The sequence below is a fragment of the Pseudaeromonas paramecii genome (assembly GCF_039540575.1).
In the GTDB taxonomy this organism is placed as follows: Bacteria; Pseudomonadota; Gammaproteobacteria; order Enterobacterales; family Aeromonadaceae; genus Pseudaeromonas; species Pseudaeromonas paramecii.
This window is the reverse complement of sequence record NZ_BAABFC010000009.1, coordinates 264031-278339: the sequence shown is the minus strand read 5'-3', so window position 1 is coordinate 278339 and position 14309 is coordinate 264031. Positions and strand designations below refer to the sequence as shown.

The following is a 14309-nucleotide window of genomic DNA, read 5'->3' as shown; positions in this document are numbered from 1 at the left end:
GCTTAGCGGATGATCTCGTAACAGGGTTGATAGTGGCTGCCCGGCAGCTTCATGCGCCCCTGGGCGACGAAGTGTTGCAACAGCTTGTCCATCATGGCCATCAGGGTTTTATCGCCATTGAGCTGGAAGGGGCCCTTGCGCTCAATGGCCTTGAGGCCGGCCTCCTTGACGTTACCGGCGACGATGCCGGAAAAGGCCCGCCGCAGGTTGGCCGCCAGCTGCTGGGGCGGTTGCTCCCAGTGCAGGTTCAGCGCCGTCATGGCCTCATGGCTGGGCTCGAAGGGCAGCTGGAACTCCGGCTCTATCTTCAGAGACCAGTTAAAGGAATAGGCATCCCCCACCGCCTTGCGGTACTCCCGCACCTTGGGCATGGCCTGCTTCATCACCCGGGCGACTTCGGCGGGATCATCCAGGATGATCTGGTAGTGGCGGGTGGCCGCTTCGCCCAGGGCGGCGCGGATGAACTCATCGAGACTGTGAAAATACTCGCGGCTGCTGGCCGGGCCGGTCAGCACTAAGGGCATGGGCTGGTGCTGGTTGGCCGGGTTCATCATGATCCCCAGGATATACAGCAGCTCCTCGGCGGTGCCCACCCCACCGGGGAAGATGATGATGCCGTGGCCGATGCGCACGAAGGCCTCCAGGCGCTTCTCGATGTCCGGCATGATCACCAGTTCGCTGACGATGGGATTGGGCGGCTCGGCGGCGATGATGGAGGGTTCAGTCAGCCCCACATAGCGGCGATTGCCATAGCGCTGTTTGGCGTGCCCCACGGCGGCGCCCTTCATGGGACCCTCCATGGCGCCCGGACCACAGCCGGTGCAGACGTTGAGCTCCCGCAATCCCAGCTCGCTGCCCACCTCCCGGGTGTATTGGTACTCTTCGGCGTTGATGGAGTGGCCGCCCCAGCAGACCACCAGATTTGGCTCCTCGCCGGAGTGGATGGTGCGGGCGTTGCGCAGGATGGAGAAGACGTAGTTGGTGATGTGCACCGAGCTCGTCAGGTTGATGGTGCAGTCCGCCTCACGCTTGTTGCTCACATAGAGGATGTCCCGCAGCACGGAGAACAGGTGTTCCTGGATGCCGCGGATGATCTCGCCATCCACGAAGGCACTGTCCGGTGCGTGGAACAGCTCCAGCTTGACGCCGCGCTCCCGGCGGATGACGTTGATTTCGAAGTTGGCGAACTTCTCCAGTATTTCCTTGGAGCTGTCGGTCTGGCTGCCGGAGTTGAGTACGGCCAGGGAGCAGTTGCGAAACAGCTGGTAGGTGGCGCCCGAGGCGGCCTGTTTGAGGCGATCCACTTCCAGCTGGGAGAGCTGCTCCATGGAGCCGACGGGATTGATATAGGTGATCATGCGATACCCCTGATACGGCTGGGTGAGCAGTGCCCCGAGTGGGGCACTGAGGTTGACCGGGGCGGCGCCTTAGCTGCGGTAGATAATCCTGTCCCGGCCGTTGTTTTTGGCTTCGTATAGTGCGCGATCGGCCCGTTCGAAGGCATCTGAGGATTTATCTCCGTCCTTGAACAGGGTGGCCCCCATGGAGACGGTGATTTCCACCTTATCATCCTTGAAGCGGAATGGGATGCTTTTGACCACGGCGCGGATCTTCTCCAGCGGCGCCAGGAAGCTGTCGGCATCGATGCCGGGCAGCAGCACCACGAACTCCTCGCCACCGTAGCGGGCGATGAAGTCGGTTTCCCGCAGGGCGCGGCTCATGGCGCGGGCGATGACCTTGAGGGCCTTGTCACCGGCCAGGTGGCCGAAGCGGTCGTTGATGGACTTGAAGAAGTCGATATCGACGATGGCCAGGCCCAGCGGGGACTGATAGCGCTGCCAGCGCTTGAACTCTAGATCCAGCCGTTCATCCAGGGCGGCGCGGTTATAGACCTGGGTCAGGCTGTCCAGCAGCAGCTTGTGTTTCTGCTGGGCCATGCGCTTCTTGTACTCGGCGGTTTCATCCTTGAGCAGGTTGAGCCGGCTTTCCATGGCCATCATCTCGTCCAGCAGCTCTCGCTCACGCTCCTGAAAACACTGCCGCTCCTGCAGCAGGGTTTGGATGAGCGTCATGTTCTGCTGGATGCTGCCCTTGAGATCTTCAAGGGTGCTGGCGGTGCTCAGCTGATAATGGATGTCTTCGAAGTGTCGATGCAGATGCCGGCTGTTGGACAATCCCTGCTCGTGGAGGGCCAGACTGCTCTCCATGGACTCGCTGAACTGCAGATGCACCGAGCTTAGGCTGTCATTGAGGCTGGCGAGAAACAGGTGGGATTCACGGCGCTCCTGACGAGCCCCTTCGATGATGAGTTCTACCAGCTCCAGGCACAGTGCCGGTAGATCGGCGGCTTCCACACCGGTGAGCAGGTTGCGGCGTATCTCGGAGAGCTGTTCCCCCACCGGGCCGGTGAAGTCCAGCTCGGTGATCAGGCGTTGCAGCTCATCGCAGATGCGGATGTGCATCTGGGGATCCAGGGTGCGACACTCATTCTTGGCCGTTTCCTCGGCCATGTTCGCTGCTGCCTGGGGTATCTCTTTGTTCAGCAACAGATTGCGGACGGCCTGCTGGTAGAGCTCCATCAGGTGGGCGACCCGCTTTTGCAGCTCGCTGAGGGTTTGTCCCTCGGTGTCCTGTTGCAGCTCCTTGGCTTCACGGCGCAGCTTCTCGGGCAGCAGGCGAATGGCACCCAGAGTGCGTCCGCCTTCCTTGAGTTGCTGACGGCCGGCACGCAGTGATTCTTCCAGCGTGATATCGATGTTTTGCAACAGCTTTTCGACTACCAGCAGCTCGTTGGCCAGCAGGTGGATCGGCTGATTTTCTTCAAAGCGCTGACGCAACTTGGCCAGCCGGTTATCCAGCTCTCTGTCATGCCCGCGACAAGCTTGCATCAGCCGGGTAATGAACTGAATGCTGCGGGTGCGCTCCAGTTCGGATTGCTCCGACAGCTGACCGAGCTCCAGTTCCTTCTGTTCCAGCTTTTCGCGTAGACGGGTCAACTGCCCTGTGATGACCGACGCATCATTCATCTGTGATTATTCCTAAGCGGTTCTATCTCGTAGTTATTCTTCTGCTGTGCGCTCGCCGGTCGTCGGCACCCTGAGCGGGGCCAGTTCGCCTTGTTGCACCAATGCATCCTTAAGCCCCAGAAGATGCCAGTCTATCAGCTGTTTTCCGTGCAAAGCGTTGACTTTAACCAATCCTTTGTCAATAGCCTGCAAAGTGCGGGCACGAATTTGCCCATTGAAGAATGCCGCCTGCTGACAGTCAATGGCGGAGAGCTCAACCCATGAGCTGGCCGTGGTTTTCTCGGCCAGTTGGCGAGCGGCGGCCAAGGCCAGTTGTGCCACTTCCAGTAGCTGGATAGAGGAGACGGCACGCGGGGCGCGGCTGAGGAAGGGGTAACTCACCAGGCCGGCAGCCAGCTGTCCGGGTACACCAAAGTGCCGCAGGGGTTCCTTGAGCTGCGTAAACATGGTCTCCAGCCAGTGGGTCACAGATTGTGGACTGCTTTGACTAAATAGCATCATCAACTTGCCACCGGGTTGATGATAGAGCTGTGCCTGCTCAGGCAGCTGGTCCCGGATGCGCGATACCAGTATCTGCTCTACTCGCTCGGTTTGCTGCTCACCAATCTGATCGCTCAGCTGGTCCAACCCTGGCAGGCGTAAGGCAACAAACTGCCGCTTCTGGTTGAGGGGGTGTTCCGGGTGGATATCCAGATAATTCAGGTTGCCATAGCCCTGCGGGGTCGGCGGGGTCAAGTCCTGCAGCAACTGCTCCATGCTGGGCAACCCAGTGCTCGGCACCTGTAGCAGGCGGGCTCGGCTGGCCTGGAGTTCATCTTCTCTTCGGCAGCCGCGCAGCCAGACTTGCAGCAAGATAAAGCCAAGGGTCAGCAGGCCCAAGGTGGCCAGGGCACAGTACCAAAGGTAGTGACGCTTTTGGGCCAGCAAGTCGGCTTGCGTGGCCGCCATGGTCTTGAGCTGGCGCTCCTTGTCCAGCAGGGCATAACTGGTGCGGAACTGCTCGTTGCCGAGGGACTGCTGTTGTTCCTGCTGCTGGCGCAGGCTGGCGTTGAAGCGTTTGTAGTTGTGCAGTGCCTCGGCAAACAGGCCCTTTTGTTCATAGGCGCGGGAGAGCAGCAAGAAGATCTCCGGCGGTGGCGTTTCACCTTGGGGCAATTGCTGGACGGCGTTTTCCACCAAGGGGATGACGACGCCGGCATCTTGTTGGGCGAGATAGAGATCCCCCAGCGCCAGCAGGGTCCGCAGCTCGCCCGAATAGGACTTGCTTAGCTTGAAGGCGTTGCGGGCGGCAATGAGATAGGCCCTGGCCTCGATATATTTGCCCAGCATCAGGTAGGTTTTGCCGATCTGATGGTTGAGCTCCGCCAGCTGCAAGGGGCGGTTGACATTGCGATACAGATCCAGCGCATTGAACAACAGCGCCAGGGCCAAATTGGCATTGCCCGATTCCCGCACGAGATCGGCAAGTCGTATCAGGGCATCGGCCAGCCAGACGCCGTTATTGATGCGTTGGTAATTGTCGACAGCCATTTCGCCCCAGCGAATGGCCTGGGTCATGTCCCCCCGACGGTGCAGAATGTCACTCATGCGGTCGGCCATCTGCGCCTGCAGCAGGAAGTCATCATACTCACCTGCCAGTTTCATGGCGTCAGAATAGTAACCTAGGGCGAGATCATCCTGTTGCTGGCTACGCATCAATTCGCCATACAGGGCAAAATACCAGGCTTGGCTACCTGGGGTGGGGAAGCGTTGCAATCTCTGCTGCCACTTTTCTAACTGATTGCGGGCGTCATCAATATGGCTACGTTCAATGTTGGTGAGGATCTGCAGCCAGGAGCGTTGCTCCTGCAGGGGATCAGGGAGGCGGGCTCCCCGTTGGATAAGTTTGTCTAATCGTTCGGCGGCCAACTGGCTGCCGATGTAATCCCGGGTATCCAGGGCCAGCAGACGAGCCTGCAGGTAGAGGGCAAAGGCCTCCAGATCGGGTTGGTGGCCACGTCGCGCCAGTTGCCGGCTCTCCTCCAGTAGTCGCTCTGCCGGTGGAAATTGCTGATTTTGACTCAGGCAGCGGCTGAGGATCAGCTGGGCCATGACGGTTTGACTGGGTGTGCGGTATTGCTCAAGTTCAGGTTGTGCTTGATTGCTGCGGCCTGCGCTCAACGGGCGGTTGCTGAGTGGGTCGCGGCGCAAAAAGTTATGACTGAGCTGGATGCATAGATCCGGACGGCTGAGCCCCTGCTCCTGGGCATGAGCCAACTCGCTGGGCAGGTCAGGCCTGTCCAGTAGGGGGGGGGGCAACTGCAGGCCCGACAACAATAATACCAAGGAGACTAACTGCATCGGCTATCTGTTCGCTCGTTGACTCGACCTACCGATTATTGACGGATAAGACGCAGGTTAGCGGGCGCCGCCTCCCAATCGCTGCGAAATGGATTGATGTCCAGACCACCGCGCCGCGTATAGCGCGCGTAGACGGTCAGCTGTTGGCAATGGCAGTAGCGCTTGAGATCCATGAAGATGCGCTCGACACACTGCTCATGAAATTCATTGTGTTGGCGAAAGGAGATCAGATAGCGCAGCAGCCGCGCACGATCCAGGCGCGGTCCGCGGTAATGGATCTGCACGCTGCCCCAGTCCGGTTGATGGGTGACCAGACAGTTGGACTTGAGCAGGTGGCTATAGAGCGTCTCTTCTACCACCTCATCCCCCGCCGCCCCCGCAAGCCAACTTGGGTTGAATGCATAGTCGTCGATGAGGATATCTTGCGCATCCAGGCTCTCGCCTTCCAGGCGGGCAATGGTATGGTCCGCTGCGTCTACGTCATAGAGCTGCACCTTGACCTCGCCCTGGGCACAGGCACTCAAATCTTGAGTCAGCAGTGCGGCCACGGTGGCACTATCGGCAAAGGCCGACTGGTTGAAGCTGTTGAGATATAGCTTGAACGACTTGGACTCAATGAGGTTGAGGCTGTCCGCCGGTACCCGAACCTCGCCGATGGCCACCTGGGGTTTACCTTTGAGGTTGAGCCATGAGAGCTCGTACAGCGTCCAAATATCCTCCCCGGCAAAGGGTAAGGGCAGGGGGAGTTGGAGATCATCGCGGTTGAGCTGGCGGGGGACCGGCTGAAGCAGGGTCGGCGTATAGGTGGCGATGTAGTCACTCCGCTGGCCGAGGGCGAGGCCATCAAGGGCACTATTACCCTGGTAGCGAGACTGCTGTGACATGGAATTCTCTGCTGGGATAAGATGGTATCTAAATCGCTATTTTGAGTAATTCCCATGTCGGATCAAGTTGTTTCCGCCTTGTCGGCGTTTTTCGAGCGTTGGCTGCGTTATCAGTCAAGCAGGTTGCTCCCACTGAGGGTGGCATTAGATCCCGATTGGGTCTCTCCCTGTCTCCATGGCCCTGTGGTGGATGGCCAGCAATGCTGGCGCCCCACATTACGTCAGGCACCCGGCAGCATGGCGAACCTGGAATCAGCCTTGAACACCCGCTTCCACCCCGCCGTGGCCGCTTTTTATGGTCATTGGTTTTCTCAGCCCCTCCAAGCCAGCTTTAAAGGGCTCAGCCTGACCCTGTTGCAACCCTGGAATGAGGCGGATTATGAGCGTCTGCAGGAGAACCTGCTGGCCCACTGGTTGATGCAGCGTCGCCTCAAATTGCCCGAGAGCCATTTCCTCGCCACCACCAGGCGGGACGATAGGGTGATCAGCCTGGACAATCTCAGTGGAGCCGTGCAGCTGGAGCAGTTGGGCGTGGGCTGCGTGGCCGTATTGGCTACGGATCTCGCCACGTTTTTGAATCGTCTTGAGCCGTTAGTCGCGCCAGTCCCAGGAGAGGTTGGAGACTAGCTGGCACTGGGGGCAGCAAAAATCAAATAGCCCATGCCAGGGCTCAGCCAGTAACCAATGGCCCCCGCAGCCGGGGCAGCGGCGGTTTTTTTCTTCCGCCAGGCTGGTGCCCCCCAAACGATACAGATAGTAGTAGACCGGGCGGGCCACTTGTTCGGCCAGACGTTGTGCCAGTTTGCGGCCACGGCGGCTTAAGTCGCTGTCCAGATTGCTGATCTCTTGCGTGGCGGCATGCTGCAGCACGCTGCCGTTCATTTGCAGCTGATCACAGGCCTGCCAATCTTCCTGCCAGTGAATGAGCTGCTTTTGATCGCCATTGGAGAGTGACGGCAAGCGATACAGGGGGACGGGGGCAAAGTGCTTGGCGCAACGGATGGGCGAGCAGGTGTGCAGGAAGCTGGTAAAGAAGATCAGGCCATCTGGCGTGGCACAGGGATCAGTTTCATCACTAAATAACTCCTGCCCCAATACTTTCACCTTGGGCGCCAGCAGACCGGCCTGGTGTAGCCCGCGCTCGGCTTGTTGCACCTGGTGGCTGGCAAAGTCGGGATGCAGGCTGCGTGGCTCGGGGCACAGCACATGGGCCTCAAAGCCGCCTTCCTCCATCAAGGTGGCAAACTCCCGCCCCTGAATTTGTCCCTGATCCCGTAAGGCGGCCAGATAGAGGCCGATGGCCTCTTCGGCGGCGGCTAGTTGGGTGTCTTGATAGCACTCAAACAGCAGACGACAGAGGATCATGGGGCTGTCTTGTCCTGCAATTGCGCCTTGAGTTCCGCCAGTTCACCGCGTAGTTGGCGTATCTCCTGTTCCAGAGGGCGGAGCAGGGCCAGCCAGGCCTCTGGCACCGCGGGTGGGGAGAGATCCACTTCACTGGCCGCCGGGGGGCTGGACGGGGATTGCTTCCAGCGCTGTAGCGTGCTGATGAGCTGATTTAAAGGTACAGGTGCGCTCAACCTGTGCTTGATCAGGGCGACTGTCGGTGTCTTACCTTCTGCCTGCAACGCATTGGCGATGGCAAAAATCTCTTCGCAACTCATGATGACCTCTTGATAGCCGGGATAACCCGCCGGGCAAACGACCTCTTCCTATATATAAGGAAGAAGCCGGCTTCACGGCTTTTGTTGTCGTCGACCGGGGAAGGGAAGTATCTGCGCACTACGAACGCTGGCCGATTCCGGCGGCGCAATACGGAAGATGGGTGAGCCCAGTCCGGTGAGGAAGCATTCGCCTTGGCGGCTGGCTTCACCATCGTCACTGAATTCAAACCAGAATCCATGCGGACGGCGCAACAAGCATCCCAGCAGCACCATAGGCAGGCCCGCACCACGGGCCATCGACAGGTACTGATAGTCGTGCTGTTGGCAGTAACGACGAATGTGGCGCTCGGCAGCCTCGGCCTGACGGCGACGCTGCCAAAACTCGGCAATCAGTAGCGCCATGCCCATGAGAGCAAGCAGTTCTTGCATGCCATCCTCCCTTGAATCGAGGCCACTCAATATAGGGAGTTTGACGCATTAATGCTATAGTGCGCGCCCTTGTTCAGGAGGGCGCATGTCTGCCACGTTACTTCGTCTTTTGGATGCACTTGAGGTCGAGTTGAAGCACCAGACACTATGGTGTGATGAGTCTCCCACCCCGGCACAATTGGCCAGCCAACTGCCTTTTGCGGTGGACAGTCTGGACTTTCATCAATGGCTGCAATTTATCTATCTGCCCAGGCTCCGGGACCTGCTGGCCCAGGGGGCCCGCTTGCCCAGTAAGGTGGCTGTGTATCCTATGGCGTGTGAAGTCTATAAGCACGAGTTGGTGTTGCGAGGCCCCCTGCTGGAGTGCATTGCCCAACTGGATGAGGCCATGAGTGGCAAGGCTGTTGAGCGCTGAGCATGAGTGATCTCAAGCTGCTGTATCAAGACGATTACCTGGTGGCGGTACATAAACCCAGTGGCTTGCTGGTGCATCGTAGTTGGCTGGATAAGGCAGAGACACAGTTTGCCATGCAGATGACCCGAGACCGGGTAGGTAAGCATGTGTTCCCTGTCCACCGATTGGATAGGCCCACCTCCGGCATACTGCTGTTTGCGCTGGACTCCCTGACCGCCCGTCAACTAAGCCTGGCCTTTGCCCAGCATCAGGTTAGCAAGGAATATCTGGCAGTGGTGCGTGGTTGGACGCCATCTGCGCACTACATTGACTATCCCCTGAAAGAAGAGCTGGATCCCATTGCGGATCGCTTTTGTGATCCCGACAAGCCTGCCCAGCCTGCTCAGACCTGGCTGCAGACGCTGGCTAAGGTGGAGTTGCCGTTTGCCGTGTCTCCCCGCCACCCCTCCAGCCGCTATAGCCTAGTGCGCCTGCGGCCGCATACCGGGCGTAAGCACCAGCTGCGACGCCATCTAGCGCATCTGTCTCACCCTATCGTGGGGGATACGACCCATGGCGATGGCCGGCATAACAAATTCTTTCGTGAACAGTTCGATTCGCATCGACTCCTGTTACTCCATCACAGCCTTACCTTCCATCATCCGCATCTGCAGGTGCCGCTCCAGATCCGTACAGAATTGGATGCCGAGCTGCAGACAGTTCTGACGCATATGGGGTTGTTTTAGGGCGTTAACCTAGTTCGCCGACACCGCCTTGTACGCAATATCCGCAATTGGTGGCGACGGGGGCAAATAATCAGATTTTGAAACCGTTTTCCGGCGACATCGCAAGAAAAAAAAAGTTCCTCCCAATAAGTGATCTTCCTCATGAAGTCGTTTGGCATTGGATGAGGCACTACTTATCAAAACTCTTTCGAATGCTGTAAATCCATAAAAAACAGGATAAGTAATCCAATTATAGTCAATTTATTGGGTTATTATCTTGTTATTTTGGCTTTTGGTGGTTTTTTGTTGAAGGGGATGGGGCGTTGTGAATTTGTGACGAGACTCAATTCCCCGCTGGGGGGGGATCCCTATAATGGCCCCCGGGCAGTCGTTAGATGACTCCATCTGATGATCAGTTTCCGCGATTAAATCCAGTTACCCAACAAGGGATATAAGGAAAAACTATGAAAGCAAAGTGGCTTCCAATTTCTGCAGCAGTGGCAATGGCGCTGGCTTCTGTCTCCGCTTCCGCCGTTGATTTCCATGGTTACATGCGTTCCGGCGTTGGTATGTCCGATAACGGCGGCATGCAACTCCTGAACAAGAAAGTGGTTGGTCGTCTTGGTAACGAAGATGACACCTACGGTGAAATCCAACTGGGTCAAGAAGTTTACAACAAGGCCGGCAAGTCCTTCTACGTTGACTCCATGGTGGCCATGTCCTCTAACCAAGTACGTGGCTGGGAAAACACCGGTGGTTCCACTGCCGATTTCGCCCTGGCTCAGTTCAATGTGCAGGGTAAGGGTCTGTTCGGCGGCAACGAGACCTTCTGGGCTGGTAAGCGCTACTATCAACGTCACGACATCCACATCACCGACTTCTACTACTGGGACGTTTCTGGTGCTGGTGCCGGTGTAGAAAACATCAGTGCTGGCCCGGGCCAACTGTCTGTTGCCTGGCTGCGCAACGACCCCTGGATGGGTCAATCCGACGCCAACACCTTTGACGTGCGTTATGCCGGTATCCCCCTGTGGGAAGGTGCTGCCCTGGAGCTGGGTTATGACTTCGTCAAGGCTAACCCGACCGATGCCCAAGATACTGATGCCATCAACGACGGTCACATGATCACCGCCGAACTGAACGCCAGCCTGATGGGCGGCTTCAACAAGACTGTGGTTCAGTACTTCATCGATGGCCTGGCTGCCGATGCCGTTGGTTACGGTTCCGGTACTGGTAGCGATCTGCAACCGTCTGCCGATAAGGGTGATGGCCTGCGTCTGATCAACTGGGGTGTGCTGCCGCTGGGTGACAAGGTTGAACTGGGCCATGCCATCGTTTACGGTACCTGCAGTGACTGTGTGTCCTGGGGCACTCAGCTTGACGACAGCGACACCTTCTCCATCGTGGCTCGTCCCATGTACAAGTGGAACGACGTGATGAAGACCATCTTCGAAGGTGGCTACTACAAGACCAACGTGACTCCGGCTGGTGGTTCTGAGACCTCTACCGATGGCACCAAGTTCACCCTGGCTCAAGCCTGGTCTGCCGGTAGCGGCTTCTGGGCTCGTCCGGAACTGCGTGTGTTTGTATCCTACCTGAGCCAAGACGGTGCTTTCGCTGCTGATAAGAGCGGCACTGCACAGGATGACGCTTGGAACTTTGGTGTACAAGCCGAAGCCTGGTGGTAAGCTAAACCAAGCTGTTAAGACTGCCCCCGTCTAACGGGGGCATTTTTTTTAACCATATAGGGTGTTTGGATGAAAGCGACAAGATTGACCATAGTGTTATTGGCCGCGATGCTGGGCGCATGTTCCACCATGGACGACCTGGTAGTGCCTACCAGCCAATACAAAGCCGTTTTGGATAATCGACAGCAAGCCATGGATGCCTTGTCTCAGGCAAACAGTTGCTGCGCCAATGTAGCCAACTTCCCTTACACTGCTATTCCCGCCGATTTTGACTCTTTGGTGGTGATCGATGGTTCTTCTCCCGTCTATCAGTTTGCCGATGGCAAGAGCTTCTTCGCTGCCTACCAGCTGCCGCAAAATAGTGGTGACCTGCGTATCTCCGTTGCAGCACAAATTGACAAGACGGTGTTTAAGCCAAAGATTGTGATGTTGGATGCTCAATTCCGTGTGACTCGAGTGATTGATGACAGCATCTTCCACTACGAGCCACAAAAACTCTTGGATGGTGATCGCATCGAAGGTGTCTTCAGTGTGGACCGTACCTATATTGGTAATCCCAATAATGAAACCTATATGATCCTTTACACGCCATACGACAAACTTGGCGAGATGACCAAGACCATCAGTGCGGCAAAATTGATGGCCAAGTCCATGGCTGTGGTGGACCCGGGTATGCCAGATCCTGAGATTCCACACTCACCCTGGGGCTTAATTAAGATCTCATTGGCGGATGTTTCTAGCGAGACTGGATTAGCCAACATTTTCAAGCCCACATATGGACCGCAGGATACGGCTTATCGTCCCAAATCTGCAGAGGCTGTCGCTGCAGCCGCCGCACCTAATAAGCTGCAAGTTGTGGTTCCGGCCGAGTTGACCGCCGCGGCTGCAACGACGGCCACTGTAGCGGCAAACAATGCTGTAGTCGCTCCCAATGCTCAGGTTGTGGCCCAGCCGGTAGCTAACTCGTCTGCCACCATGCTGGCGGAAACCGAACAGATGTATAACCAAATGATCCTGCAAGCGGTGCAAGCTGGCGATATTGGTAAAGCCATGACTCTGGCTGCAGAGGCGGAGCGGGCTGGTTCTGCTAGCGCAAAAAATACCTTTATCCAGGCCGTTAAACAGTCACAGCACTGATTTGTTTCTACATGATTAAGCCGAGCTTTCGCTCGGCTTTTCTTATTTTATTCATGATAAAAAAATAGGCATTTTTAGCGGTAGGTGCTAGATTGGCTCCAAAAGAGCCAGCCTCTTGTTGTTTTATCTGCATCCGCATAATTCTGTTAACCAATTCACGGTGTTACGTTGTGTTACTTTTGGTGTGGTTTGTGATAGATAGGGTTTTATATCGAAATTATTACTAACCAAACTGAAACTATATTTGTCATTTGTTTTTGATAAGCTGATAGTGAGCGCCTGTTTTAATTTATAAGGTGCTGTTTTATATGGTTTTTTCTTTGTGATCCCCCCTCCGTTTTCATCATTTAATCCACTTGCTCATCCTGACTTCACGTTATAGTTCACTCGTTGAATACACTCGTAAAAATCAGAAGGTTCTGGTTTAAACAGAACCCGGTGTATTGCAATAAACCTTACAGGATGCACACTCCTCAGGAGCTCAAACACTATGATCAAAAATGCATTTGCCAACCTGCAAAAAGTCGGTAAATCGCTGATGTTGCCGGTATCCGTATTGCCCGTGGCAGGTATTCTGCTGGGCGTCGGTGCCGCCAAGTTCAGCTGGTTGCCAGCCATTGTTTCTCAAATCATGGAACAAGCCGGTGGTGCCGTATTCGGCAACATGGCTCTGATCTTCGCAATCGGTGTGGCGCTGGGCTTCACCAACAACGACGGTGTCTCCGCGCTGGCGGCTACCGTTGGTTACGCTATTCTGACCAAGACCCTGACCGTGGTTGCCCCTGTGGTAGCCGGCCTAGATCCGACCGCCGCCAACTATGCTGACATGGTCAGCAAGGTGTCTGAAACCGGCGTACTGGGTGGTATCGTAGCCGGTGGTATCGCGGCCTATATGTTCAACCGCTTCTACCGTATCCAGCTGCCTGACTACCTGGGCTTCTTTGCCGGTAAGCGCTTTGTTCCCATCATCACCGGTTTTGCCGCTATCCTGGCTGCCGTGGTAATGGCGTTCATTTGGCCCCCCATTGGTGGCGCCATCAACTCCTTCTCTCACTGGGCTGCCAGCCAGAACCCTGTGATGGCCTTTGGTATCTACGGTATCGTGGAACGCTCACTGATCCCCTTCGGTCTGCACCACATCTGGAACGTGCCCTTCTTCTTCCAGGCTGGTACCTGCGTGAATGCCGCTGGCGAGACTCTGCACGGCGTACTGACCTGCTACCTGTCTGCTGACGAGGCTTCTCGCGTTGCCGGTAACGGCTTCGGTCAACTGGCCGGTGGTTACATGTTCAAGATGTACGGCCTGCCTGCCGCTGCCATCGCCATGTGGCATGCCGCCAAGCCGGAAAACCGTGCCAAGATCGGTGGTATCATGATCTCCGCCGCGTTGACCTCTTTCCTGACCGGTATCACCGAGCCTATCGAGTTCTCCTTCCTGTTCGTGGCTCCGGTTCTGTACGGTATCCACGCTCTGCTGGCTGGTTCTGCCTTCGTGGTTACCAACCTGCTGGGTATGGTACACGGTACCTCCTTCTCTCACGGCTTCATCGACTTCGTGGTGCTGTCTGCCAATGCTCAGAAGCTGTGGCTGTTCCCGGTTGTTGGCCTGATCTACGCGGTCATCTACTACGTGATTTTCCGCGTAGCTATCCAGGCGCTGGATCTGAAGACTCCGGGTCGCGAAGATGCCGTTGAAGAAGAATCTGTTGCCGACATGGCTGAACACTTCATGGCTGAGCAACTGGTTACTGCCTTCGGTGGCAAGGACAACATCACCAACCTGGATGCTTGTATCACCCGTCTGCGTGTCAGCGTGAAGGAAGTGGCCAAGGTTGACCAAGCCAAGCTCAAGCAACTGGGCGCGGCCGGTGTTGTTGTCGCAGGCTCCGGTGTTCAAGCCATCTTCGGCACCAAGTCTGACAACCTGAAGACCGACATGGACCAGTGGATCAAGTCCCACTAAGACCCCAGGTCAGATTGAAAAAGGGAAGCTTCGGCTTCCCTTTTTTATTGTGTTTGAGC

General features: G+C 56.6%; 13 protein-coding genes. 6 read left to right on the top strand and 7 right to left on the bottom strand.

What is annotated here, in order from left to right:
- Positions 1 to 2 precede the first annotated feature (2 nt).
- The 4 genes from ppnN to queF form a co-directional block, all read right to left on the bottom strand.
- Positions 3 to 1358: a nucleotide 5'-monophosphate nucleosidase PpnN gene (gene ppnN / locus ABD847_RS06755; RefSeq protein WP_345011280.1), complete on the bottom strand. Its 1356-nt coding sequence runs from the start codon at positions 1356 to 1358 to the stop codon at positions 3 to 5.
- A 69-nt stretch (positions 1359 to 1427) separates the two neighbouring features.
- Positions 1428 to 3026 carry a GGDEF domain-containing protein gene (locus ABD847_RS06750; RefSeq protein ID WP_345011278.1) on the bottom strand — a complete coding sequence of 533 codons (1599 nt, stop codon included), beginning with the start codon at positions 3024 to 3026 and terminating at the stop codon, positions 1428 to 1430.
- A gap of 33 nt (positions 3027 to 3059) precedes the next feature.
- Entirely contained in the window at positions 3060 to 5366 is a 2307-nt protein-coding gene (locus ABD847_RS06745) for a tetratricopeptide repeat protein (protein ID WP_345011276.1), read from the bottom strand.
- A gap of 35 nt (positions 5367 to 5401) precedes the next feature.
- Positions 5402 to 6250 (bottom strand): NADPH-dependent 7-cyano-7-deazaguanine reductase QueF, encoded by an 849-nt coding sequence (queF, locus tag ABD847_RS06740; protein WP_345011275.1) that lies wholly within the window; start codon positions 6248 to 6250, stop codon positions 5402 to 5404.
- A gap of 54 nt (positions 6251 to 6304) precedes the next feature.
- Between queF and syd the strand changes: the two genes are divergently transcribed.
- Positions 6305 to 6877 (top strand): SecY-interacting protein, encoded by a 573-nt coding sequence (syd, locus tag ABD847_RS06735; protein ID WP_345011273.1) that lies wholly within the window; start codon positions 6305 to 6307, stop codon positions 6875 to 6877.
- On the opposite strand, the gene ABD847_RS06730 is transcribed toward syd, so the two are convergent.
- From ABD847_RS06730 to ABD847_RS06720, 3 genes are all read right to left on the bottom strand, one after another.
- Positions 6842 to 7615, bottom strand: coding sequence for a Zn-ribbon-containing protein (locus tag ABD847_RS06730; RefSeq protein WP_345011270.1), 774 nt, complete (start codon positions 7613 to 7615; stop codon positions 6842 to 6844). The two genes, syd and ABD847_RS06730, sit on opposite strands and share 36 nt — an antisense overlap.
- Positions 7612 to 7914 (bottom strand): DNA-binding protein, encoded by a 303-nt coding sequence (locus ABD847_RS06725; RefSeq protein WP_345011268.1) that lies wholly within the window; start codon positions 7912 to 7914, stop codon positions 7612 to 7614. The genes ABD847_RS06730 and ABD847_RS06725 overlap by 4 nt, the downstream gene beginning before the upstream one ends.
- A gap of 72 nt (positions 7915 to 7986) precedes the next feature.
- Complete coding sequence (locus tag ABD847_RS06720) at positions 7987 to 8343, bottom strand: DUF3301 domain-containing protein (protein ID WP_345011266.1); 357 nt, start codon at positions 8341 to 8343, stop codon at positions 7987 to 7989.
- An 85-nt stretch (positions 8344 to 8428) separates the two neighbouring features.
- On the opposite strand from ABD847_RS06720, the gene ABD847_RS06715 reads away from it, so the two are divergent.
- From ABD847_RS06715 to ptsG, 5 genes are all read left to right on the top strand, one after another.
- Positions 8429 to 8758, top strand: a complete 330-nt coding sequence (locus tag ABD847_RS06715) for a YqcC family protein (protein WP_345011264.1) — start codon at positions 8429 to 8431, stop codon at positions 8756 to 8758.
- 2 nt (positions 8759 to 8760) lie between these two features.
- Positions 8761 to 9483: a tRNA pseudouridine(65) synthase TruC gene (truC, locus tag ABD847_RS06710; protein ID WP_345011262.1), complete on the top strand. Its 723-nt coding sequence runs from the start codon at positions 8761 to 8763 to the stop codon at positions 9481 to 9483.
- Positions 9484 to 9926: 443 nt separating this feature from the next.
- On the top strand, positions 9927 to 11150 hold the full coding sequence (locus tag ABD847_RS06705) for a maltoporin (protein ID WP_345011260.1): 1224 nt from the start codon (positions 9927 to 9929) through the stop codon (positions 11148 to 11150).
- 69 nt (positions 11151 to 11219) lie between these two features.
- The gene (locus ABD847_RS06700) at positions 11220 to 12287 is read left to right on the top strand and encodes a MalM family protein (RefSeq protein ID WP_345011258.1); all 1068 of its coding nucleotides are present in this window, start codon (positions 11220 to 11222) and stop codon (positions 12285 to 12287) included.
- A 490-nt stretch (positions 12288 to 12777) separates the two neighbouring features.
- Positions 12778 to 14250 carry a PTS glucose transporter subunit IIBC gene (gene ptsG / locus ABD847_RS06695; RefSeq protein ID WP_345011256.1) on the top strand — a complete coding sequence of 491 codons (1473 nt, stop codon included), beginning with the start codon at positions 12778 to 12780 and terminating at the stop codon, positions 14248 to 14250.
- Positions 14251 to 14309 lie beyond the last annotated feature (59 nt).